The following is a 24915-nucleotide window of genomic DNA, read 5'->3' on the forward strand; positions in this document are numbered from 1 at the left end:
TCTATGTTGAAACCCGGCCTGTACGCGAAGTTTGAGACCACCCTCGGCAATTTCACCGTCGAGCTCTTTGAAGACAAAGTCCCGGCCACGGTCGGCATTTTTGCCGGACTGATCCAGGGCACCAAAGAGTGGAAACACCCCAAGACGGGGGAGACGCACAAGGACAAGCCCTACTACGACGGCATCGTCTTTCACCGCGTCATCGAAGGCTTCATGATTCAGGGCGGTGACCCGCTTGGCATGGGCTACGGAGGCCCCGGTTTCCAGTTCGCCGACGAGTTCCACCCCGACCTCCGCCACGATCAGGCCGGTGTGCTCTCGATGGCCAACGCCGGGCCCAACACCAACGGCAGCCAGTTCTTCATCACACTTGCGGCAACGCCACATCTCGATCGGCGTCACTCGGTGTTTGGCAAGGTTGTTGAAGGCCTCGACGTGATTCATGCGATCGGCCGCACAGCGACTGATGGCCAGGACAGGCCCCGCACCCCGATCGTGATGAACAAAGTCACAGTCGAAAGAATCTGAGATTCCGGAACCGGACATCTACGAAGATATTCGTTGACATCTACGAATACATTCGTATGATGTGGGCATGGCTCAACTCCGGGCGCGACCGACTGATGCGGAACTGGCGATCCTCCAGGTGCTGTGGGACCGCGGCCCTTCCACGGTCCGACAGGTCTTCGAGGCGCTGGCCGATGCGCGCGAGACCGGTTACACCACAACGCTGAAGCTCATGCAGATCATGGCCGAGAAGGGCCTGGTCTCTCGCGATGAGTCGGCACGCACACACATCTACGAAGCCAAAGCCTCGCGTGACCTGACGCAGCGGCGCCTCGTCAGTGACCTGCTTGACCGCGCGTTCGGCGGTTCTGCCGCCACACTCGTGATGCAGGCGCTCAGTTCGCACCCCACGTCTGCTGCGGAACTCAGGGACATCGAACGCCTCATCGCCGACTACAAGGGGAAGAAGCGATGAAAGACGCCCTGGCTCTCGCGCTGGTCCATTTCATCTGGCAGGGCGCGCTGCTCGGCATCACGGGTGGCCTCCTTATTCGCCTGGCGAAGACTCCCTCGATTCGGTACGCCATCGGCATAACAACGATGGTGGCGATGCTGGCGGCGCCGGCACTGACGTTCGTTGCTGTGACGACGGGTGAGCCGGTGATGGCAGACACCAGAACACGCTCCGCGGTCGCGCCGGCGCAAGAGCACAACACGGTCGCGGACCCAGGAGTTGCGATCACAACTGCGAGCGAGGTGCCCGCGCGCACGTTCCGTCTACCAACCACCTGGATTCTGGGTTTCTGGGGTCTGGGTGTGGCCGTGTTGTCGTTGCGGCTGATAGGCGGCTGGGCCGTGGCTCGCCGAATGGCCACGCAGACTCTGACGCCGGTTGGCGCCGAATTGCAACACCTGGCCGCGCAGGTGGCGTCGCGCCTGAACGTGCGCCGTGCGGTGCGCGTGTGCGTGTCGGCGTCGGTGGCGGTTCCGATCATGATCGGGTGGCTGCGTCCGGTCATCGTCCTGCCTGCGGCCGTTCTGGCCGCACTGCCGCTCGCGCAACTTGAAGCGCTGCTGGCGCACGAGTTCGCGCACATTCGGCGTCACGACTACCTCGTGAATCTCCTCCAGTCGGCCGTTGAAACGATCTGCTTTTATCACCCGGCTGTGTGGTGGATGTCGCGTGAGGTGCGCCGGCAGCGCGAACAGTGCTGCGACGACATCGCCGTGGGCGTGTGCGACCGCCTCACCTACGTGTCTGCACTCTCGGCGCTGGCATCGATGGCGCCGCCCCGGTTGGCGCTTGCCGCCACCGGAGGCTCTCTTCGCGACCGCGTTCGTCGTCTTGTTGAACCCACGTCTCACTCATCAGCCAAAGGAGGCTGGATGGCCATGTTCCCAATTCTCCTCGTTGTCTCGTTTGTTGCTCCCCAGGCCTGGGACGCTCAGGCTGTTCCACCCGTGACCGCGCCTCCGGTTGCCGTTGTTGAGCAGGCTCCCGTCGTCCCGGTCGCGCCGCCCACGGTGGCGCCAGTGGTTGTGCAGGCGCCCCGCCGGCCTTCGGTGCGTGTCGCGCCGACAGCGGTGCCTCCCGTTGGTGTTCAAAGCGAGCGACGCGTCGTCGCGCGCCAGCCCGTGGGTGTGGTGGCGCCAAGACCAACGCCAGTGATGAGGCGCAGCGTGCAGCCGGTGGGCGGGCAGGCGGGCGTGAGCACCCCGGGGCAGGCTAGCGATGCCAGACGACGTGAGCAGGTCAGCGATGCCAGACAACGTGAGATAGAAGCCAATCTCACCGAAGTGTCTCGACGTCTGCGGGAATTGCGGGCTGAGGGTGAGCGCACGGTCGCCGGCGCGGAACTCGCCTCGCTTGAACTCCGCCTGCGTCAGGAAGTGATGACTGTGGCCCGACAGAAGGAACTGGCCGACAAGGGACTTTCAACCAGGGATGCCGTTGCGGCAGCGGAACTGCGAGTGGAGGGGACGCGGCTGGAGGTTCAAGCAGCCAGGGCGCTTCACGATATCCACCAACGTGAGGTCGGGGTGTCGCGGGCGGGTGCGGACACCGAGCGCATGACCGTCGAACTCCGGGCCATGGCGACACTCGACCCGGATGCCATTGTGCAGGCTCAGGATCGCCTGACGATCGCGGTCGCGGGTGAGCCTGACCTGCCCACAGCGTTCACGGTGAGCGCCGACGGTGCCATCCGGTTTCCGTTTCTCGGCAGCATTCGAGTGCAGGGGTCCACGGCCAGTCAAGTTCAGTCGGTGATCCAGAAGTTGATCGCGGACAAGGGGCTCGCCCAGAATCCGTCGGTCACCGTCTCCGTGAGGCGCGCGCGGGGCCGCTAGCGTCTCCTGCGCACCAATCCAGGCGCTCCCCTCGTCCGTCTAACGGCTATGCTGACGAGGGGAGCGATGACGATGAGACTTCGGGTGGTCGCGGTGCTGGCCCTGATTGGGGCGGTGCCCACCTTCGGTCAGGTGGTGCCGCCGCCACAGGCCGGTCGCGATACGCAGGCCCAGGCCCAGGCGCCAGCCACTGCGTTGATCATGGGAACGGTGGTCACCGGCAGCGGTGGACAACCGGCCGATGGCGTGAGGCTCACGCTGTCAGGCGCCGAACTGCGCGGCACACGCTCTGCCTTGAGTGACGACAACGGCAAGTTTGCGTTCCTGGCACTGCCGCCAGGCACGTACACGCTTCGGGCGGCGAAGACGGGCTACGTCAGCGCCACGTTCGGCCAGAAGGCTCCAGGGCGTCCGGGCACGCCGATTGTGCTCGCCGTGGGACAGCAACTGAAGGACGTCTCGCTTGAGGTTCCAAAGGGCGGTGTCATCTCCGGCATCATCTACGACGAAAAAAGCCGACCGGCCGTCAGCACCACCGTTCGCGTGATGCAGTGGTCGATGCAGTCGGGAGAGCGGGTGTTGAATTCCGCGGGAACGTCGACCACCGATGATCGGGGCATGTACCGCGTATTCGGGTTGGCCCCTGGTGAGTACCTCGTGAACGCCGTTCCCCGCAACACCTCAACGACCATGGTGACGAGTGAGGACCTGCAGAGTCTGCAGCGGATGGAGGAACTGACCCGCATGGGACTGGCGTCTCCGGTCGACATCGAACGGTTGGCGCGCGACATGGCCACGCCGAACACCACCAACGACCCCGTTTCTGGATACGCCGCTGTCTACTATCCCGGCACTGCCCAGGCCGGCACCGCCCAGTCTGTGAAGATCGGCGTGAGTCAGGAGCTGCTCGGCATCGATTTCCAGTTGCAGCGGGTGCCCCTGTCCCGGGTGACCGGCCAGGTCACTGTGCCCAGCAACGTCAACGTGGCCAGCGTGCAGGTGCGCCTTGTTGACCGCACGTCGCCCACGCCGGGCCAGGCGCAGTTCTCGGCGCGGCCCGACCGCAATGGCACGTTCACAATCACGTCGGTGCCGCCTGGGCAATACGAGGTCAGCGCCACGGTGACTGTTCCAGTGGCGCGTCCGCCGGTGCCACCCGTGCCGCCGGGCGCTCAGTCGCTTCCACGGGAAGTGCAGATGCAGATGGACATGGACATGCAGATGTCCGGTGGCGGCCCCCGGCTGTGGGCGCTGGCCGAGGTCACGGTAGATGGCGGCTACTCGCCGAGTGTGGCGCTCTCACTGCAGGAGGGCATGACCGTGAGTGGTAGCGTGGCGTTTGACGGCACGGCGCCGTTGCCGCCACGCCTCAACCAGGTTCGTCTGACATTGTCGCCGCACGGCCTGGCGATGCAATCGAGCGGCGTGAGCACACTCAACGTCAGCGCTGACGCCAATGGACGGTTCACGCTCGCGGGCGTTGGGCCGGGGCAGTACCGCATTCGTGCGTCCAGTCTGGCGGGCTGGAGCTTGAAGTCCGTCATGGTCGATGGACGTGACACTCTCGACTTCTGGGTTGACGTGAAACCCGGAGAGAACGTCTCAAGCGTCGTCGCGACATTTGGTGACAAGGGCACCGATCTCAAGGGGATGTTGCAGAGCCAGACCGGACAGCCCACCGCCGACTTCACCGTGATCATTTTTCCGGCCGACAACCGGTACTGGGTGCCGCTCTCACGACGCGTACGTTCGGCACGGCCGTCCACCGACGGCAAATTCGGGTTCATGGGTCTTCCAGCCGGAGAGTATCGCCTGGCCGCGGTCACCGACGTGGAACCTGGTGCCTGGTACGATCCGGCGCTGCTGCAACAGTTGCAGCAGGCGTCGGTCTCGGTGCGCCTGATCGACGGGCAGCCCGTGATTCAGAATCTTCGGGTGAGCTCGGGTTCTTAACGTACGGAGGCCGGACCTTCAGGTCCGGCAATTTCGCCGGGTCTAAAGACCCGGCCTCCATCAGTGCAATCCCTTACGCCGGCAGCGTGGGGTGGCGGTCCTTCCACTCCGTCGCTTGTTCATACGCGTGCGCGATACGGCAGATGGTGGCTTCGTCGTAGAGCCGGCCGGTCACCATCAGCGGCTGCGGCAGGTTGTTGGCAAAGCCGCACTTGAGCGCGATTGCCGGATGGCCCGTCAGGTTCGTGGCCGCCAGCCCCGCGTTGTTCGATGAGATGAACGCGTCGTGTTTGTCCATGAACGTGTCCCACTCACGCATCAGGAGCGTACGGATCCGCTGTGCGCGCAGGTACTCCACGGCCGGCACGAAGCGCGCGGAGCGGAATGTCGCGCCCCACGTGCTGTTGCTGGCGGTCATCAGGTCTGTGCCGCGAGACCTGGTCAGGTCGTCAAATGCCGCGGCGGCTTCCACACTCAACACAAAGCCCAGTGCGTTGGCGGGATAGTCGGGCAGATCCACCGGTTCGAGTTTGGCGCCCAGTTTCTGAAGGGTGGCCATGGCGTCCTGGAGGTTCTTCAGTCGTTCGGCGGCCGCGGCCTGCTGCTGGGCCGCGTTCGCGCCGCCCCCTCGACCACCCCCACCGCCGGCGCCGCGCCCGGCGCCTCGTCCGGCAGCCGCTGCCTCGAAGTCGCTGCGCACATAGCCGATGCGGTACCCCGCCAGCGGTGCGTCCGCATTCCAGGTGAACGAGGCGTCCGCCACGCTCTCATCCCGGCCATCAGGACCGTAGATGGCATTCAACACCAGCACGCAGTCTTCGACGCTGCGGCACATGGGTCCGATCTTGTCCATGGTCCACGACAACTCCATCGCGCCGTAACGGCTCACGCGACCGTACGTCGGCCGAAGGCCTACGACGCCGTTGACGGACGTCGGCGAGATGATCGAGCCGCGGGTTTCGGTGCCGATGGAGAAGCCGACGCAACCGGCGGCGGTGGCTGATCCTGGCCCTGCCGACGACCCACTGGCGCCGCCCTGCGGATTCCAGGGATTGCGCGTGCGACCACCAAACCACTGGTCGCCCTGCGCCAGCGCGCCCATCGTGAGTTTTGCCACGAGCACCGCGCCCGCATCGCGCAGGCGCTCCACCACGGTGGCGTCATAGTCGGGCACCTGGTTCATGTAGGGTTCGGCACCAAAGGTGGTGGCGATGCCCTTGGTGGCCAACAGGTCCTTCGCTCCCCAGGGAATGCCGTGAAGCGGGCCCTTGTACTTGCCCGACGCGATAGCCTTGTCCGCTTCAGAGGCCTGCTGCAGGGCCAGTTCCTCGGTGATCGTGACGGCGAAGAGGAGCGTGGGCTGGTAGCGCTTCAGCCTCGCGAGGTACATCTGCGTCAACTCAGTGGACGACACCAGTTTGCGCTCGAGCAACGCGGCGAGTTTTGTGACCGGCCAGAAGGCCACATCCTCAAGGTTGGCTGGCCGCTTGATCGACCCCACCGCTGGTTTGGCGTAGCGCACGACCCGCCCAGGCGTGGCCGGCCCTTTGGGCTTTTCGCCGGGAAGGTATGGCCGAAAGGTCAGCGCCACTTCCGTGTCGTGCGGAATCTCGATCTGCCGCAACTGCTGATAGGTGGAGAGGTTGGCGTTCAGGCCGCGCGCGATCGCTTCCTCTTCAGCGGTGTGGAAATCGAGTCCGGTGATGGCCTCCGCACAATCCACCGTCTCACGTGAGATCGGTCCCACGGCGGCCTGCTGCGCAAACGTCTTTGTGGCCACGGCACCAGCCACAGCCACCGGGACCGCCTTCAGAAATGCGCGCCGAGTCTTGGTCTCGCTCATTTTTTCTCTTTCAGTCCGGTCGGCAGGGCCACATCAAGGTCGGATGCAGCGGGGTCGATTGAAAGCGTCTCGCTCGTGGAGGTATAGAGCAGGCTCCGCTGTTCGGGTTTCTTGTTGCCCATCATGCGGCGAGCCAGCGCTCCGCTCAGTCCGCCGCCGCTGGCCGGCGCCGCCGGAGCCTCGGCCATCGCTGCCGTGCTCTTCACCGTCTCGGTCTTCTGCACGAGGAGCAGCGGCGTGCCATCGAGCTTCTTCATTTGCTCTTCGGTCTGCGCCATGATCTTCTGCAAACTCGGATACATCGCGGCCATGCCGGCGAACTGCTGTGCCATCGCCCCAATGCTGTCTCCGTAGACGGCTTTGATGAACTTCGCATCAAAAAGCGCCACTTCATTCAAGGCGGGGATGCGCGGGCCCACCCAGGTTTCATTGGTCATCACCATGCCGCCGCCTTCTTCAAGCGTCTTCCCCTTCTCATGGGCTGTGATGGTGACGATCACCTGCTTGGCCGGGTGGCCCGCAATGGTACGGGTTTGGCCGGTGGCCTTCACGTCGAAACTGACTTCAACTTCTTTTCCCGGCTGATCGAGTTCGTCGCGGTTCTCGGCGGGCATGTCCTTAGCCGCCTTGGCTGCGTCGGCCTGCGCTTTCTTGATCTGCGCGCGCAGCTGGTCGAACGTCATCACACGGTATTCTTTTTTCTTGAAGTCGATGTCGTAGATCTTCTCTTCCGAGAGGTCGATGATCTGTCCGGTCTGATCGTTCAGCGTGGCCTTGCGGTTGCCCTTCACCGCCACGGTGGACGTCAGCCCATCCTTCATGGCAGATCCGCCCGCCATGCCCATCACGCGGCCCAGCATGCCCTCGAACTTCAGCACCGTCTTCTCGCGCTTCTTGACGTCGGCATGCAGCGCCGGTACAAACGCGACGGCCGACAGCAGACTCAGAACTACAAATGCGCAACTCAACTTCTTTCGTGACATGACAGTCCTCCCAACGGGGCTATTCTATGGCAGCGGGGGGCAAATGAGACACTTGGTCACAGTGGCGGTCGGGCTCGCGATGCTGGCAGGTCAGGGAGCACACACGATGGAACAGCGACGGGCGATTACGGCAGGAGCGCCCCCGATTGGGCCGTACAGCCCGGCGGTGGTCGCCGGTGGACTGGTCTATGTGTCGGGCCTGCTCGGCACCGGCGCCGACGGCCAAATGGTGGGACCCGACGTGGCGTCGCAAACCCGGCGCATCCTCGATCGGATGACCGAGATCCTCGAGGCCGCAGGCTCTTCTCTGGGCCAGACGGTCAGCGTATCAGTGTTCCTGAAGAACCCGGGCGACTTCGAGGCGCTCAACGCGACCTACCGTGACTACTTCCGCGAGAGCCCACCGGTCCGGACCACGGTCGTGGCCGACCTTCTGAACGGCGCGCTGGTGGAGATTGCGGCGATCGCAGTCCCCAAAGGAGCCACGCGTGAGGTTCTCCATCCGGCAGGGTGGATCAAATCCCCCCGCCCGTATTCCTACATCGTCCGCACCGATGACCTGGTGTTTTTGTCTGGCCTCGTTTCGCGCCGGGGCGTTGATGACGCGCTCGTGCCCGGTGCGGTCGACGTTCAGACCACGACGATCCTCGATAACGCGGCCACACTTCTGAAGACCGCGGGTGTTGGTCTGGAAGATGTCGTGCAGTCGCGCGTCTTCATTACAGACGACGTGGTGTTCGACGCGATGAATAACACCTACCGAACCTATTTTCCGAAGGAGCCGCCTGCGCGAGCGACGGCGGTGGCCCGCCTGATGGGCAATGACTTCCTGGTAGAGGTCACGCTCGTTGCCACACGAGGCGAGAAGGAAGTCCTGGGCGCCGTCGTCTCGCCGAGCCTGCCGCTTTCCACGGCCGTGCGGGCCGGCAACCGCGTGTTCCTCTCCGGTGTGCTGGGCAACACGGACGCGAACATGGGCGATCCGGCTGCGCAGACGCGGGAACTCATGACCAGGATTTCACGGACTTTGACCACGGCCGGCCTGTCGTTCGCCGATGTGGCAGACAGCACGGTGTACCTCACGGACCTCACGCAGTTTGCGACGATGAACGGGGTGTATCGCGAGTTCTTCCCGAGCGCCCCACCCGCCAGGGCCACCGTGGGGACACGCCTGGTCAGCCGCAACGCGTTGGTTGAAATCATGATGACCGCTGTGCGGTGATGCCCGTCCTGCTGTCGGAGGCCTCGCGCGTCGAGGTCCGATCGATGACGACGCTGGCGGTGCCTGTGGTGCTGGCGGAAATGGGCTGGTTCACCATGAGCCTGGTGGACACCGTCATGGTGGGACCCCTCGGCCCGGCGGCCATCGGCGCTGTCGGCACCGGCAGCATCCTCTTCATGACGCTGATGGTGTTCGGGTTCGGCACTCTGCTGGCGCTCGACACGTTTGTCTCGCAGAGCTTTGGCGCCGGCCGGATCGATGAGTGCCATCGTTGGCTGTTCGCAGGCGTGCAACTGGCCACGCTTCTGTCAGTGGCCCTGATGGCGGCATCCGTCGCGGGCCTGGCATTGCTGCCGGCTGTCGGCTTTCATCCCGAACTGCTGGGAGAACTCACGTCCTACATGACGCACCTTGTGTGGTCGGCGCCGCCGTTGCTGGCGTACGTCGTCTTCAGGAGATACCTGCAGGCGATGAATCTCGTGCGCCCCATCATGGTGGCGCTGGTCGCTGCCAACGTCATGAATGCGTTCGTGAATTGGGCGCTCATCTTCGGCAACATGGGAATGCCGGCCATGGGCGTGGCCGGCGCCGCGTACGCGACTGTGGTATCCCGCGTGGTGCTGGCGGTCAGCTTGCTGGGCATCATTTTTTACAACGAGCGCGGCACACCATCGGGCCTGCACGATGTGCCGTTCAAATGGGAAGGTCGCCGCGTGTGGCGGTTGTTTCAGCTGGGGTGGCCGGCGGCGATGCAGATCACGCTTGAGGTGGGTGTGTTTGCCGCTGCGTCGGCGCTTGCGGCCAGGATTGGGCCGCTGGCATCCGCCGCGAATCAGGTGGTGCTCAATATCGCCGGGTTCATCTTCATGATTCCCTACGGGATCGGATCGGCGGCGGCTGTGAGGGTGGGGCAGGCGGTGGGGCGTCGCGATGCGCTTGGCGTTCGGCGCGCCGGTTGGGCCGCGCTGGGTCTGGCATCCGCGGTCATGACTGGTGCCGCAGTGCTGTTTCTGACGGTCCCCGCCGCCCTCATCAGGGTCTATTCCACCGACGCCACCGTCGTCGACGTCGGCATCGTGCTGCTGTTCATTTGCTCGGTGTTTCAGTTGTTCGACGGCCTGCAGACGGTGGCCACCGGAGCCTTGCGGGGCCTCGGCGACACCCGCACCCCGATGGTGCTGAACTTGGTGGGGCACTGGGCAATCGGGCTACCCATTGGCTACGTGCTGTGTTTCAATCGCGGATGGGGCGTGGCGGGCTTGTGGGCCGGGTTGTCGGTGGGACTCATTCTCATCGGCGGATCCCTGTTGATGGTCTGGCATGTCAAGAGTCGTGCGACCACGTTCGTGGAGGCATCATGAGGCAAAGAGTCTGGATTGCACTGTGGACGGCATGTCTGTCGATCTCGGCGTGCGGCACGCCCGCGCCAACGGTGGCTGAAGCGGAGGCGTTTCTCAAGGACATGAATGAGACCATGCTGGCCCTCGGTCGCGACGCGGGGCAGGCAGGCTGGGTGTACTCCACCTACATCAACGACGACACGGAAAGCCTGAACGCCCGGGCGAATCAGAAGTACATCGAGGCGATCGCGCGGTTTGCCAAGGACGCCGTCAAGTACGACGGTGTGAACGTTTCTCCGGATGCACGGCGCCAACTGGATCTGCTGAAAGTGTCATTGGTGCTGGTCACTCCAGGCAACCCGCAGGAGGCAGCGGAACTGACCACGATTGCTGCAGGCCTGGAAGGCACGTACGGCAAAGGCCGATGGTGCCAGGACGCGGCGAAACCGTCGGAGTGCCTCGACATCGAACAGATCACCGACATCATGGCCACCTCGCGTGATGAAGCCCGACTTCGCGCCGTCTGGGAGGGCTGGCACACCATCTCGACGCCGATGCGGTCTGACTACACCCGATTTGTGGAACTGGGAAACAAGGGTGCGCGCGAACTCGGCTTCGCCGATACCGGAGCCATGTGGCGGATGAAGTACGACATGCCCGCCGATGACTTCACGAAGGAACTCGACCGCCTATGGCAGCAGGTCCGGCCGCTGTATGAGTCGCTGCACGCGTACGTGCGTCTCAAACTGCGGGAAAAATATGGCGACGTCGTTCCTGCCGACGGCCCTATCCCGGCCCACCTGTTAGGCAATATCTGGGCACAGGATTGGTCGAATGTGTATGGGCTCGTCTCGCCGGGGAGCGCGGATCCCGGGTACTCGTTGTCCGACATCCTCAAGGGCAGGAAAGCGTCGGCCGTGGACATGGTCAAGATGGGTGAGCGATTCTATTCGTCGCTCGGCCTGGCACCGATGCCCGGCACGTTCTGGACGCGGTCCTTGTTCACCAAGCCGCAGGACCGTGATGTGGTGTGCCACGCCAGCGCCTGGGACGTGGACTACGAAGACGACTTGCGCATCAAGATGTGCATCGATGCGACCGATGAAGACTTTTCGACGATCCATCACGAGCTTGGGCACAACTACTACCAGCGCGCGTACAAGGCCCTGCCGACGATTTATCGTGACAGCGCCAACGATGGGTTCCACGAAGCCATCGGCGACACGATTGCGTTGTCCATCACGCCCGAGTACCTCGTCAAGATCGGCCTGATCGACAAGGCGCCTGATGCATCGCGAGACCTCGGTCTGCTCATGGGGCGTGCGCTCGAAAAGGTGGCCTTCCTGCCCTTCAGCCTGCTGGTGGATCAGTGGAGATGGCAGGTGTTCTCCGGGCAGATCGCTCCGGCCGACTACAACAAGGCGTGGTGGGCATTGCGGCTCAAGTACCAGGGCGTCGCGCCGGCCTCGGCACGGGGCGAGGAATATTTTGATCCGGGCGCGAAGTATCACGTGCCGGGGAACACGCCCTATACCCGGTACTTCCTTGCCCACATCCTGCAGTTCCAGTTCCATCGCGAATTGTCCAAAACCGCTGGATGCACGTCGCCGCTCCACAGATGTTCGATTTACAACAGTGCAGACGCTGGCAGGCGTCTGGATGCCATGATGAAGATGGGGCTGTCAAAACCGTGGCCCGACGCGCTCGACGCCCTGGCCGGATCGCGCCAGATGGATGCCACCGCGATCGTGGACTACTTCGCGCCGCTCAAAACATGGCTTGACGCGCAACTCAAGGGCACACCGGTAGGATGGTAGGGAACTGGGGAACTGGGGAACTGATGATGACGATTGAGGAATTGAGATACCCGACGGGCAAGTGGGTGAAAGTGCCGAACCCTGACGCTGCCACACGGGAGGCCCTGATCGCGGCGGTGGCCGGTGTTCCGTCGGCGTTGAGCATCGCCCTCACCGGACTCACAGAGGCGCAGCTCGACACTCCGTATCGACCCGGTGGATGGAGCCCGCGCCAGATCGTGCACCACCTGGCCGACAGCCACATGAATGCATTCATCCGCCTCAAACTGGGCATCACGGAAACCAATCCCACGATCAAGCCCTACGAGGAGCAGACCTGGGCGGAAACGCCAGACAGTAGAGACGCGCCCATCGCGTGTTCAATGTCGATCATCGAAGGTCTGCACGCCCGCTGGGCGCAGCTGCTGCGATCACTCGACGCATCGGCGTTCGACAGGACGATTCAGCACCCTGAGCGCGGCCCGATGAGCCTGGGCGACTTGCTCGGGTTGTACGCGTGGCACGGCAATCACCACACCGTGCAGATCCTGAAGATGCGCGAACGGATGGGCTGGTAGTTAACGCAGAATCGCCGGGACGCCCGCTGTGATCCACGTCGGCGCCGGTTCGCCCTTGAGATAGTGGGCGAACCAGGCACCGATGCGGCGATGGTAGTCCACCTGGTTCTTCTTCACCCGCAGGCCGTGGTCTTCGTTGTTGTAGACCAGCATGACCACGTTCTTCTTTGCTCGCCGTGCGATGTTGTAGAGCTCCACCGACTGGTGCCAGTAGACGGTGCCGTCGTTGTCGCCGGTCATCAGCAACAGGGGCGTGGTCATCGTGGAGATGCCGAACACGGCTGAGTTCCTGATGTAGGCCTGCAAGTCTTCGTAGAGCGGCACCACCATGCGCTGCTGCCCGGTCTCGATGTGATCGGTCTCGGCGATGCCCGAACTCCAGTGGCCGTTGCCGTAGTTGCTGATGAGGTTCGAGATGCCCGCGCCCGAGATCGCCGCCGCAAAAATCTTCGAATGCGTCGCCAGATACATGGCGTCGAACCCACCCCACGAGTGGCCCATCACGCCAACCTTGGCCGCATCCACCACGCCCATGTCGATGACCTTCTTTACCGCAGCCGTGACGCACTCCACGACTGAGACGCCGGGCTCGCGTGGCTGAAACACGATGTCGGGCTGGAAGTAGAAGTAGCCCTGCTGCGTGAGGGCAGTACCGTTGTAGTAGCTGCGCTCGGACGGATTGCTGAACTGGTGCAGGCCGTCCGAAAGCTTTTCGTAGAGGTAGACCACCATCGGGTACTTCTTGCCGGGCTCGTAATTCGCCGGGTAATAGAGCGAACCCTGGAGCGTCATCTTCGGTTGGCCCTTCGGCTGCACCTCGTAGCTCACCAGTTCCGTACGGCCCCACGCGTACTTCGAGAGGAACGGATTCGTCGTGGTGACCTGGATGGCCTTTGCCAGGTCGGCGCCGCCGACGAAGAGGTCCGGCGAGTCATCAGACCCCTGAACGGTGTAGCTGAAGACGTCCGCGTTTTCGGCCTTTGCGAGGCCGGTCACGCTCTTGTCGAGCCAGACCAACTGCGTCACCGCGCCGCCGGCGCCGGAGGTGAAGCGTCCATAGCCCGATTTCTTGGTGCGCGTGCCGAACAGCGACAGGAAGCCACTCTCAAGATCCACTGGCTCGGCTGGGGCTCCGAAGCCGGCCGCATCGACGCGCAGATAGCGGTGACGCACTTGCGACGCTGCGCCCGAGGTGAGTTTCACCGCGGTCTGGCCATCCGGCGACACTTTCCACAAATCGAATGCGTCATTGATCACGACCGACGCATCGTCTTTCGTCCAGCCGGCAACGCCGAACATGGGCTTCTCGGGGGCGGTGCTGTCGGAGTCCAAATCGACGAAGGACGTCTTCGCGCCTTTCGTGATGTTCGTGACCGCCTTGGTGGTGAGGTTGATCGTCCAGTAGTGGCCGCCCTCAGAGTAGATGGCGTACTTGCCGGCAGGGCTGACCTGCAGGCCGCTCGTCGCGCGGGTCTTGAGAGGTGTGCGTATGCCGGTGGTGAGATCCACCACCTGCACGTCCGATGCCGGCCGTCCGATTGATCGGTCCATCAAGTACGGCGTGAATTCAGAGACGATTGCGAGCCTGGTGGCGCGAATGGGTGTGACCTGTTCGTCGAACGTTTTGCCGACCACCACAAGCTGGCCAGTGGCGAGATTCCAGACAGCAGGGAGGTTGCGACGCCGATCAGCGGCGACGCTCAGCTTCTGCGCGGACATGACGGTGGTGTCGTTCCAGTGCCAGACATCGACGTCCGCTTTTTCCGGGACCGCGGCCGAGCCCCGGCCGCCCCGGCCTCCTTCGGGTGCCGCCGGCTTCGGCGTCCAGTCGGCCACGCCCAGCAGGATCATCGCGCCGTCATTCGCGCCCGTTTCGAGCCAAGACGGCCGGCGGAACGTGACGAGGCGCTTCGACATCGGCAGCGCGCCCGCGGTAGGGTCCAGCGTCAGCGCTTTCTCACTCGACTGTCCCAGCGAGGTCCACGCCATCACCACCTGCGTCGGGCCGTCGTACTTCTCGTTGGTCCTGGATTTCAGCGCGACGAGGTCGGCCGAGTCGTTCCGCCAGGTCAGACCCGAGTAGTCCGCCGCGGATGCGTCGAGTGCTCTGAGGACCGACGTTGCGGGGTTGTACAGATGAATGCCGTTGCCCGCCTGGCCTTCGGCACTGATGACCATCGCCAGCAGGTGGCCGTTGTCGGAAGGCTGCCACGCGTATTCCGACACGTTGCCGAACGTCGTCGTGGCGCCCGTCTTCAGGTCGCGCACCAACAAGGTGGTGCCGATGGCTGTTGCGGGCGCGGCCTGCGCGCCTCCACGGCCGCCCGCCGGTGGCGCTGGTGCGGTAGCGGGTGCGCCGCTGGCGGCACCGGCCGGCGGAGCCGGCGCATAACGTTTCATCGCGATCGACTGGCCGGTGCGATCAAAGGCAAACGACTCGATGCCGTCGATGATGGTCTCAGTCTTTGTGGCGAGATTGAGCAGGCCCAGCTTGCGCTGAATCGGTTGCCGCGCCGTGCGCAGCCGCTCCTGCTCGGCTTCCGACTGGCCGATGCCGTAGGCCAGCCATTCCGAGCTCAACGTGAATGACGCTCCCGACCCGAAAGGCACGATGCGCGCGGTGTCTGACGCGGTGGCGCCGGTGGCCGGAATGATCCGGAGTTCGTTGTCCCCGCCGATGCGCGTAATGCCGTACGCCAGCCACTTGCCGTTTGGAGAAAGACCGCCGCGAGCGGCGCTGGGCGTCACGCTCTCGAACTGGTCGTAATCGGCGGGCGTGAGCGTGGGTTTGTTCTGGGCAGTGGGAGCGGCCGTTGAGGCCAGAACGAACGCAATAAACGAGGCGGCAATAAACCCGGACCGGCGCATGGCATTCCCCTTTGCAAGACGTGAGGGAATTCTAACGCAGGGCTCAGGGTGTGGGATACGTGCGCGCCACGTAGTCGTCCACGAGCGCCTGGAACGCCACGGCCAATTCGCTATAGGTGCCCCGCAGTGAGGTCACGTGCTGGCCGTCGATGTAAATCGGGCAGTTGGGCGACTCGCCGGTGCCGGGCAGCGAAATCCCGATGTTGGCCGCCTTTGATTCGCCCGGGCCGTTGACGACGCAGCCCATGACCGCCACCGTCATCGTCTCGACGCCGGGGTGCCGCGTCTTCCAGACGGGCATCATCTCTCGCACGTAGCCCTGGATGCGTTCGGCCAGTTCCTGGAACGTCGTAGACGTGGTGCGGCCGCAACCAGGGCAGGCGGTGATCGCAGGTGAAAACGCGCGGAGCCCCAGCGCCTGCAGGATTTCGCAGGCGGCGTAGACTTCCTCGCGCCGGTCACCATCGGGCCGCGGCGTGAGCGAGACACGGATGGTGTCGCCGATCCCTTCCGCCAGCAGCACGCCGAGCGCCGCGGCGGACCAGGCAATGCCTTTGATCCCCATGCCGGCTTCAGTGAGACCCAGGTGCAGTGGCTGATGGGTCTTGCGCGCCAGATCGCGATACACGCTGATCAAATCGCGCGGCCGCGACACTTTGCACGAGATGATGATCTGGTCGGTGCGAAGGCCGCAGTCGAGCGCCAGTTCCGTGGACTGCAGCGCCGACAGCACCATGCATTCGTTCACGATGTCCTCGGACGACTTGCCGAGATTGCGGTCTGTGTTCTCCTGCATCTTCGCCATCACGAGTTCCTGATTCAGGGACCCGCCGTTCACGCCGATGCGCACCGGTCTCTGGTGATCGACCGCGACCTGGCAGATGGTGGAGAACTGCTCGTCGCGCCGGCGACCGGTGCCGACGTTGCCGGGATTGATGCGGTATTTGTCCAGAGCCGAGGCCGCGCCGGGCTGCCGGGTCAGCAATTGGTGGCCGTTGTAGTGGAAGTCTCCAATGAGCGGCGCCGTACAGCCGGCGTCGATCATGCGCTGCTTGATCTCGGGCACCGCGGCGGCGGCTTCCGGCGTGTTGACGGTGATGCGCACCATCTCGGAGCCGGCTTCGGCCAGCTCCACACACTGGCGCGCCGTGGCCGCCGCATCGCTCGTATCGGTCATCGTCATGCTCTGCACCACGATGGGGGCGCCGCCGCCGACCTGGACGTTACCCACGCGCACGCCGAATGTCTTGTGCAGCCGAACCGGAATGGCCATGAAAATGATCATACGACGGCCAGCCCGTGTTCACCGGAGTCACAAGGGATGATGGGCTCCAGCTGAGGGGCCGATAGAATGAGTTGGGGTGGTGTGTATGGGCAGGATGAAGATTGCGCTGATTGGGTTGTTGGTGGTGGGGCTGGCCGGGTCGATGATGGCGCAGGCCGTCACGGAGGCTGACCTGGGCCGGTTGGACGTGGCCGCGGCCGAAGTAACGCGCCATGCAGCGGTCCTCAAAACGTCGGACGCGACGTTGGCGTCCGAGGTGGACAAAGCCGTGGCCCTGCTCAAGGAAGAGATTATTTATCTGCGCGTCCGCCTGCGGCGGGAGGGTACGGTGCCGCGTACCGAGTACATCGACCTGCGCGACCGTCTAGAGACACTGCGGGTGAAGGCCGTCGGCCAGAAGGTGACCGCGCATCCGGTAATTACCGATGACCCCGTCAGTGGTGGGTGGATCGTTCCTGTCGGCACCGAGATGGACGTGAGACTGCAGACCCCGCTCAGTTCGCGCACCGCCAGAGTGGAGCAGCGGTTTGAGGCGACGAGCGTGGTCGACCTGAAGATCAAAGGGGACGTGGTTCTGCCGGCCGGCACCGTCGTCCGCGGATTTGTCGGATCGGTGCAGCCTGCCGGACGTGTGGAGCGCCGCGGGAGCCTGACGTTGGCTTTTGACGAAGTGGTGCTCAGGAAGGGGCCGGTTCGTTTGAGGGCGTCGGTGACTCAGGCACTCGACGGCAAAATGAGCGAAGACGTCAGCCGGATTGGCACCGGTGCCGCGATAGGCGCGATCATCGGGGGACTGCTGGGGGGCGGGAAGGGTTTGCTGGTGGGTGTGCTGGTCGGTGGCGGCGGCACGATCGCGGCGACTGACGGGACCGATGTGGACCTGCCGGCCGGCACCCTGTTGCGGCTGCGAATCGATTCTCCGCTCGAGGTTCGATAGACTCGGCGGATGACGTCCGGGTTGGATCACGCGCGGCGAGTGGCCGCCACGGCAGATGCCTTTGAGGCGTCAATGACGCGCTTTCTGTCGCGCGTGGAGCAGACCTCCGAGGCGGATGCGGAGCGGGTGCCTCCCGATGGCGGCTGGTCGGTGGCCGGCATTGCCTGGCACGTGGCGGTGACCAACGAACAATTCGCCGCGCTGGTGGATGGCTCGGTGCCGCTTGCCATCGCGCCCGAGGCGGATTTCTCCGAAACGCCGTTTTCCGAGATTACCGCGCTGGTCCCGGACAAGCTCGAGGCGCCAGAGAAGTTTCATCCACCCGAAGGTGTGACCAAAGCCGAAGCGCTGGCCAGAGCGCGTGCTTCGCAAGAGCGCCTGGCTCGGGCTTTGCGGGAAATGCCGGAATCACGTGGCTTGTGGTCGGTCCACTCCATCCTCGGCCAGGTCACCGTGTATCAGGTGGGCGACTGGGCCACAGCCCATGTGGCACGCCACAACGCACAGGCGAAGCGCCTGATCTACAATTCCCAGTGATTCACTACCTCCGGGGGAGAGGCAAGGCCATGTCCACACACACGCTGAGTTCTGCCGCTGCCGTCGCATTGAGCGGCGCCGTTGTTGCCACGATGTTCACGATCTCGCCCGTCAGCGCGCAGGCGCCGACGGCTGAACAGGCCCTGATCACAAAAGCTCGTGGCATCCACGAGCGTGTGATCACGCTTGATACGCATGACGACATCAACGCGAACAACTTCCGCGCGGACTGCAACTACACGATGCGCCTGACGACACAGGTCAACCTGCCGAAGATGAAAGAGGGCGGGCTGGATGTGTCGTTCATGATTGTGTATGTCGGCCAGGGCGCGCTGACCGAGGAAGGGTATGCCGGCGCGTATCGACAGGCGGTGGAGAAGTTCGACGCCGTGCATCGCCTGACGAAGGAGATTGCCCCGAACGAGATCGAACTCGCGCTGACGCCTGCGGATGTGGTGCGCATCGCGAAGAGCGGCAAGAAGGTGGCCGTCATCGGGATCGAGAACGGTTACGCGATCGGCACCGACCTCGAGCGTGTGAAGGAGTTCTGGACACGCGGCGGCCGGTACATGTCATTGGCGCACAACGGCAACAGCCAGCTGGCTGATTCCAACAGCACCGAAGCGGCGAATGGCGGCATTCATGGCGGCTTGAGTCCTCTGGGCAAGCAGGTCATTGCCGAGATGAACAAGTGGGGGATCATGGTGGACATCTCCCATCCCTCCAAGCAGGCCAACATGCAGGCGATTGCGTTGTCGAAGGCGCCCGTGATTGCGTCGCATTCTTCGACGCGCGCGCTCGCCAATCACACCCGCAATATGGACGACGAGCTGTTGCTCGCGCTCAAGAAGAATGGCGGCGTGATGCAGACCGTGGCGTTTGCCACCTACGTGAAGGTTGATGACAAGGCGGCCGACCGGCAGGCCGCGACCACCGCACTGAACACCGAGTTTGGTATTGCCGCGCCCGCCGGACGGGGTGCTGGTGGCGGTGGCCGTGCAGGCGGCGCCGGCGGGGGACGTGCGGGTGGCGAAGGACGCGGGCAGGGGGCCACGCCGGCGGCACCGCCTCCCTGTTCGATCGAGGATCCGAACACGGGGACCGCACCGCAGGCGGCGCGTGGGGGCGGGGCCGGCCGTGGCGGCAATCAGGCGGCCCTTGCCGCACTGACTCCGGAACGTCGCGCGGAGTACGACACGAAGCTGGCGGCCATTCAGGCCAAGTTCCCAGCACCGGCGCGGGCGACGGTCTCGGATTTTGTGGACCACATCGACTATGCCGTGAAGCTCATCGGCGTCGATCACGTGGGCATTTCATCGGATTTTGATGGCGGGGGCGGGGTCACTGGCTGGAACAGCGCGGCGGAGACCTTCAATGTGACCCTGGAGTTGGTCCGCCGAGGCTACACCGAGGAACAGATTGGCAAGATGTGGAGCGGCAACCTGTTGCGGGTGTGGGCCGAGGTTGAAAAGGTAGCCAAACAGCTTCAGGCTGGGTCGAAATAGATCCTCGCTATTAATAAGGATACAAATCGGCGCGGGGCCAATGGCTCCGCGCCGTCACTCCATCCCCAGCTTCTTCCGCTTCAAAAACAGGCCTTTTCTCGAAATCCCGAGCAATTTCGCCGCATCTGACACCCGGCCGCCGGTGTGTTCGATCGCCCGGGCGACAAACGCCCTTTCGATATGGGCGATGGCCTGGTCGAGGGGCTGGTCCAGTCGCACGCTGACGACCGGTCCGGCCGGAGCAGACTGAGCGGCCGGCCGCCTCGACCTCCACCCCTGAGCAATTTCCGCCGACAGGTCATCCGCACCAAGCGTCGCGCCATCGTCGGCAAGGGCGACCACGCGCCGCACTTCGTTGGCGAGCTCCCGGATGTTGCCAGGCCAGTCATGGAGCAGAAGTGCGGCAATGAAGTCGTCGGCGACATTCAAGCGTTGCCGGCCGGCCTCTTCGCACGCTTTGCGGACAAAGAGCGCGGCAAGGGCGGGAATCTCGTCCTTGCGTTCGCGCAGGGGCGGCAGCCAGAGCGGCGCGACCCGCAGCCGATAGAACAGATCACTTCGGAAGCGGCCCTGGCTGACCAGTGCGTCGAGCGAGGCGTTCGTGGCCGCCACGATTCGCACGCGCGTGTGGGTGGGGCGGGGTTCGCCAACGACATGAATCTCGCCCGATTCCAGGAATCGCAGCAACTTTGGCTGGATGGCCGGATCCAGATCGCCGATCTCATCAAGAAACAACGTGCCATGTTCGGCGGCGCGAAACACCCCTCCCGATGTTTCGAAGGCGCCGGTGAACGCGCCGCGGCGATGGCCGAAGAGCTGACTCTCCACCAGGTCCTTCGGGATCGCTGACGCATTAAAAGGCACGAATGGGCCTCGCGACCATTTGCTATGGGTGTGGATGACCCTGGCCACCACTTCTTTTCCCGTTCCCGTTTCCCCCATGATCAAGACGGGCAGTTCGCTCGAGGCCAGCTTGATCGCGACGCGCAGCACCTCCTGCATGCGCGGAGACCAGAACACGGAGTCGCCGCCGCTTGGGAGTGAGACCTGCGGCCAGAGGAGGTCTTCGTCGAGCACGTGTGGATCCCCGGAGCGGCTGATCCCCGCTTTCGCGATTTCGACAAGATTGCGAATCAGCGAGACGTCTTCAAGGGCAAACACGTCACGGAAACGCAGCACTGCCCGCCGGTCGATGTCCGACAGGATGATCCGGTGCGTGCCGTCCGCAGCGGTCTCCCAGGCGACGGGGCCGCCGGTGGCCTCGTTGGCGGTTGTCTCGGTGGTCACGTCGAGCCGCGTGCGCAACGCGGTGGTGGAGACCACGGCTGCGAGGCGCTGGCTCATCACGTCAATGGAATGTCCGGCGCTGAGGGCGGTGGCGATGTCGGTCAGGATGAGATTCGTACTCTCGGTGTCGGTCTGATCCCGGCGTGCGGCGGGGAGCTCGGTCCTGTCGTGGGCCGGCAAGGCCTCGCGTTCCTTGGTGACCACCCATTCCTGAAACCGATGGGAGATGGCCTGGCACGCGCGAAGGGCCCGATCGAAGTGCCTGTTTCCGCGCGCGGCGTCGCCTCGAAGCGTGAGGCACGTGCCGGTGGCGGCTTCGACGGTGATGAGGGGATCGACGGCACCTCTGGGACACAATCGCAGCGCGGCGACCAGCGCTTTGTCGGCATCGTCGTGTTGACCGAGGAACGCCAGGGCGCGGGCTTTTGCGCTCAGGAGCGACGCGTGCCAGACGCGCAGCTGACGGCGTTCCAGTTCCGGGTGTGCGGCGTCGACGATGGTGACGATGCCTTCCCAGTCTCGAATGTGGCTGAGGTAGAGGCACCGGGTGATCTGATGGGCGAGGTCGTACCAGGATCGCGCCGGTACGTGTTGACGTCGAATGAGTGCCTCGGCTTCGTCGAGGTGAGCGACGCACTCAGGCAAGTTGCCTTCGTATAAGGCGACGTTGGCTAGGCTGTCGGCAAGGCCTAGCTGAACGAACGACATTTCGCCGCCGACTTGACCGGCCTGATTGAGGTAGTGACGCGCCTGCTTCGCGTTGCCAAGGTACAACGTGAACAGACCAATGTTGCCTAATGCTCGGGCGCGGGGGACTTGCTTGTCGTTCTGATTCGCCTCCTCAAAAGCTCTCACTGCGGCGCGACGGGCTTGATCCACGCTACCGACATCTAGGAGAGGTGATGCGGAAACAAGTTCGATTGAGCACCTGAGGTCGCTTGATCCCGATTCCACTGCAAGGCGCTTAGCGATGTCTAGGTGCAGCCGCGCGTCCGAACTTGAACCGCGAAGAGCTTCGATTCGCGCAACTGCGAGATGAAGCCCTGCGAGTGACGATGCGTCTCCGATGGCAGTAGCGAGTTGCCGAAGGGTCGCCAGGCGCGATGCGGCGTCTGCAGGAGCCTGAAATGTGGACTCCCTCACGAAGAGCGAGAACTCTGCGCCAAACCTTGCACTGTCCGGTTGGTCCCGGAGTTCCCCACATAAGTCTGAAAGCAGCCCGAGTGCCTTAACGACATCGCCGGTGTCATACAGCGCCGTGGCGTGAACCAGCCGGCCAGGGAAATCGGTTAATCCATCGCCCTCCACTGCGGCGATAGCCTCGGAGAGACGACCGTTCCGGTACAGGGACTGGGCCTGCTCCGTCGATGGCGACACACTGGCGAATGTGCGTCCGGGCATGATCGCGCGGACAATACCAGATTCGGCCCTGCTACGGGGTGCCCTCAGTGCGGCCCAAGCCGAATCATGTACAAGATTCGGTGGGGCCGGCGGCCAAGACTAGTGGACCTGTCGACCGTCCCGTCGGCCGGCCAAATGATTCGCCAGCCCGTGTTCCTGCGGCAGAACTGAGCCCGGAGCGAACAGTAGCGCCGCGGATTCAAGCATCCGGCTGTGGTTTTTGTGAAATTCTTCGCCCGCGTACAGGGCAATCACACCAACTACCTGGTCGCCATCGAAGACCGGGGTCGCCAGTGTAAAACGCAAAGGTACGGGCAGGACGCGGGCCACCGGTCCCAGGTCGAGGGCGGCGTCGGAGTTGAAGACGATCTGCCGATGGGCAAACGCCCAGCCGGAGATTCGCTCACCCACGGGAATTCTGGTTGATTCAATCGTCGACGAGCCGGAGCCGGCGCAATACACAGCCGTGAGATCGCCCTGGCCGGGCGACTGCGTATAGAAGGCCACCGCAGCGGCCGGCACCACGCGGCGCACATGACGGAAGAAGATCTCAGCCGCGGCCTCGAGCGACGGCGCCTTGGGCAACTCGCGCCGAAGTTCTCCAAACTCCCGTTCCTCGGCCGTCGCCGCGCTGATGACGTCCAGGGCCGAGTGCGCGAGGTGGCCCACCGCCGCGCCAGCGCCTGGGACGCTGCGGCCCTCCGCTTCATCGATGGCTTCAAGCCGGTCGAGGATCCGGAGGAATCCATCCACGACCCAGGGGTCATACATGGTGCCCCTGCGGTCAATCAGGATGTGCTCAGCCTGCTGTCGGCTCATCCGCGGACGATAGGGGCGGTCGGAGGTGAGTGCGTCGTAACAGTCAACCACCGATAGAATCCTGGCGCCGAGCGGGATCTCCTGTCCCTTCAATCCATCGGGATATCCCTGGCCGTTCCAGTTCTCGTGGTGATGCCTGACGATAGGTTCCACCGGGTACGGGAATTCGATGCTTTTGAGGATGTTTGCGCCGACGGCCGCGTGTTCCTTCATCTTCTCGAACTCGGCCGTGGTTAGCGGACCGGGTTTGTTGAGGATGTACTCGGGCACGGCCAGCTTTCCAGTGTCGTGCAGGAGGGCCGCCGCCTCGATAGCCTTGATCTGCCGATCATCGGTGACCCCGAGTGCGCGCGCGGTTTCCATCGTGTACTGCTGCACGCGCCGGATGTGACCGTGAGTGACCTGGTCCTTCGCATCAATGGCCATCGCGAACGCCGCGATCGTGGACATATGGACCTTCTCGATAGCGTCGATTTTTGCCTGCATTTCTTCGACCCTACTTGCGGAGTTCCGATACGTGAAGTAGAGCATCGTCATCAGCGGGAGGATGACGAGTATCCGTGCGAAGATGCCGTCTGGGGAAGCCAAGAGCGCTGCGATCGATGCGCCGGCGATATAAGTCAGAAATCCGTCTCGAATCCCCCACCAAGTGACTGCGAAGTCGCGCAACAGCCTTGTTCGGCTCTTTGATTGGGTCAGGGCAATCGCCATCGCGACGAGGCAGGAATTGACCAAGAAATACAAGATGGCAAAAATGGCCAAGCCGAAAACGAAGAGCGATGGATCGTCCTGTAGTTGCAGTGGAGGCGGTCCAGTAATCGAAAAAAGCGCCTTTGACGCCAGCCAGACAGAAAGTGGAGGCGCCGCCAAGTTAAACGGCGTTCGATTCCAGTCAAAACGGCCCTTCGAGTAGCAAATTGTGGCAGAAAGAACTACCGCGTCGAGCAATACCAGCACCGTGCCCACTGCTGGGCCGTACACCAAGGTTCCCCAGATTACGAACGTCTCGGAGATTGAGTAACGGGCGCCCACGGACTGAAACTTGACTGACAAGAACCCGCTGACCAAGGTCAGTAATGTCAACGACAGCCACTCGCTAGCGGGCGGGTCGACAATCACCTGGCGGATGTTAATCGCCGATGTCAGGAATCCACTGACGACAACAGTCACCCAGAAGGCTCGGGCTGTCGCTGAAAAAGTTGGGCTAGTTGGCTTGGTCATCGTGGAGAAGGGACCGGAGTGGCCGACGAGTCGGGGCGTGCCCGTCGATTCGTGGCTCAGTCCAAGTGATGACCGTAAGAAATCATGGTTTCAAAAAGAATCGCGCTAAGCAGAGCAATCAGTCCCAAACAACAATTGTGCAAGTCATAGTCATCCTTCGACAGGAACGAGCAAAAGGCGAGAACGTCAAGAAGGGCAACTCAGCTCCAAACGATAATTGTGCAAATCATGGCCGTCACTGCTTTCAAGCGATCAGTAGCGTTAACGAACTGTCAGCCCAAACGATAGTCGTGCGAATCATGTCGTCCTGCTTTCAGAGCTACTAGCGTTGGCGACCGTCTCAACCCCAAACGATAATTGTGCGAATCATGGTGTCCTGCTTTCAGAGCTACTGGCGTTGGCGACCGTCTCAACCCCAAACGATAATTGTGCGAATCATGGTGTCCTGTTTTCAGAGCTACTGGCGTTGGCGACCGTCTTAACC

The 24915-nt window shown here is 63.4% G+C and carries 17 protein-coding genes; 11 read left to right on the forward strand and 6 right to left on the reverse strand.

Features of this window, described 5'->3' with window-relative positions; translation table 11 throughout:
- Positions 1-3: 3 nt before the first annotated feature.
- From IPL75_05340 to IPL75_05355, 4 genes are all read left to right on the forward strand, one after another.
- Entirely contained in the window at positions 4-528 is a 525-nt protein-coding gene (locus IPL75_05340) for a peptidylprolyl isomerase (protein ID MBK9239678.1), read from the forward strand.
- A 67-nt stretch (positions 529-595) separates the two neighbouring features.
- Positions 596-982 (forward strand): BlaI/MecI/CopY family transcriptional regulator, encoded by a 387-nt coding sequence (locus IPL75_05345; GenBank protein MBK9239679.1) that lies wholly within the window; start codon positions 596-598, stop codon positions 980-982.
- A complete protein-coding gene (locus IPL75_05350; protein MBK9239680.1) occupies positions 979-2856 on the forward strand; it encodes a polysaccharide biosynthesis/export family protein in 1878 nt (625 codons plus the stop codon). Before IPL75_05345 ends, IPL75_05350 begins: the two co-directional genes overlap by 4 nt.
- Before the next feature lie 66 nt (positions 2857-2922).
- Positions 2923-4809, forward strand: a complete 1887-nt coding sequence (locus tag IPL75_05355) for a carboxypeptidase regulatory-like domain-containing protein (GenBank protein MBK9239681.1) — start codon at positions 2923-2925, stop codon at positions 4807-4809.
- Positions 4810-4882: 73 nt separating this feature from the next.
- Here IPL75_05355 and IPL75_05360 read toward each other — a convergent pair whose 3' ends face one another.
- Both IPL75_05360 and IPL75_05365 read right to left on the reverse strand, forming a co-directional pair.
- On the reverse strand, positions 4883-6652 hold the full coding sequence (locus IPL75_05360) for an amidase (GenBank protein ID MBK9239682.1): 1770 nt from the start codon (positions 6650-6652) through the stop codon (positions 4883-4885).
- Positions 6649-7635 (reverse strand): hypothetical protein, encoded by a 987-nt coding sequence (locus IPL75_05365; protein ID MBK9239683.1) that lies wholly within the window; start codon positions 7633-7635, stop codon positions 6649-6651. Before IPL75_05365 ends, IPL75_05360 begins: the two co-directional genes overlap by 4 nt.
- A gap of 43 nt (positions 7636-7678) precedes the next feature.
- Between IPL75_05365 and IPL75_05370 the strand changes: the two genes are divergently transcribed.
- The 4 genes from IPL75_05370 to IPL75_05385 are packed head-to-tail and all read left to right on the forward strand — an operon-like array spanning position 7679 to position 12571.
- Positions 7679-8857, forward strand: coding sequence for a hypothetical protein (locus IPL75_05370; protein ID MBK9239684.1), 1179 nt, complete (start codon positions 7679-7681; stop codon positions 8855-8857).
- Positions 8854-10218 carry an MATE family efflux transporter gene (locus tag IPL75_05375; protein MBK9239685.1) on the forward strand — a complete coding sequence of 455 codons (1365 nt, stop codon included), beginning with the start codon at positions 8854-8856 and terminating at the stop codon, positions 10216-10218. The genes IPL75_05370 and IPL75_05375 overlap by 4 nt, the downstream gene beginning before the upstream one ends.
- Positions 10215-12014, forward strand: a complete 1800-nt coding sequence (locus tag IPL75_05380; GenBank protein ID MBK9239686.1) for a M2 family metallopeptidase — start codon at positions 10215-10217, stop codon at positions 12012-12014. Before IPL75_05375 ends, IPL75_05380 begins: the two co-directional genes overlap by 4 nt.
- Before the next feature lie 26 nt (positions 12015-12040).
- Complete coding sequence (locus tag IPL75_05385) at positions 12041-12571, forward strand: putative metal-dependent hydrolase (GenBank protein MBK9239687.1); 531 nt, start codon at positions 12041-12043, stop codon at positions 12569-12571.
- Here the strand turns inward: IPL75_05385 and IPL75_05390 are convergent, their stop codons facing one another.
- Together IPL75_05390 and ispG are read right to left on the reverse strand one after the other, a co-directional pair.
- A complete protein-coding gene (locus IPL75_05390) occupies positions 12572-15439 on the reverse strand; it encodes a S9 family peptidase (protein MBK9239688.1) in 2868 nt (955 codons plus the stop codon). It lies immediately after the preceding gene.
- Between the two features lie 43 nt (positions 15440-15482).
- Complete coding sequence (ispG, locus tag IPL75_05395; GenBank protein MBK9239689.1) at positions 15483-16712, reverse strand: flavodoxin-dependent (E)-4-hydroxy-3-methylbut-2-enyl-diphosphate synthase; 1230 nt, start codon at positions 16710-16712, stop codon at positions 15483-15485.
- Between the two features lie 106 nt (positions 16713-16818).
- Between ispG and IPL75_05400 the strand changes: the two genes are divergently transcribed.
- From IPL75_05400 to IPL75_05410, 3 genes are all read left to right on the forward strand, one after another.
- Positions 16819-17661, forward strand: a complete 843-nt coding sequence (locus IPL75_05400; protein ID MBK9239690.1) for a hypothetical protein — start codon at positions 16819-16821, stop codon at positions 17659-17661.
- Between the two features lie 9 nt (positions 17662-17670).
- Positions 17671-18198: a DinB family protein gene (locus tag IPL75_05405; protein ID MBK9239691.1), complete on the forward strand. Its 528-nt coding sequence runs from the start codon at positions 17671-17673 to the stop codon at positions 18196-18198.
- A gap of 92 nt (positions 18199-18290) precedes the next feature.
- Positions 18291-19703 carry a dipeptidase gene (locus tag IPL75_05410; GenBank protein ID MBK9239692.1) on the forward strand — a complete coding sequence of 471 codons (1413 nt, stop codon included), beginning with the start codon at positions 18291-18293 and terminating at the stop codon, positions 19701-19703.
- Positions 19704-19757: 54 nt separating this feature from the next.
- On the opposite strand, the gene IPL75_05415 is transcribed toward IPL75_05410, so the two are convergent.
- Positions 19758-21869 carry a sigma-54-dependent Fis family transcriptional regulator gene (locus IPL75_05415; GenBank protein ID MBK9239693.1) on the reverse strand — a complete coding sequence of 704 codons (2112 nt, stop codon included), beginning with the start codon at positions 21867-21869 and terminating at the stop codon, positions 19758-19760.
- Between the two features lie 621 nt (positions 21870-22490).
- Positions 22491-23798, reverse strand: a complete 1308-nt coding sequence (locus IPL75_05420) for an HD domain-containing protein (protein ID MBK9239694.1) — start codon at positions 23796-23798, stop codon at positions 22491-22493.
- Positions 23799-24915: the final 1117 nt, after the last annotated feature.

Source organism: Acidobacteriota bacterium, assembly GCA_016716905.1.
GTDB lineage: Bacteria > Acidobacteriota > Vicinamibacteria > Vicinamibacterales > SCN-69-37 > SYFT01.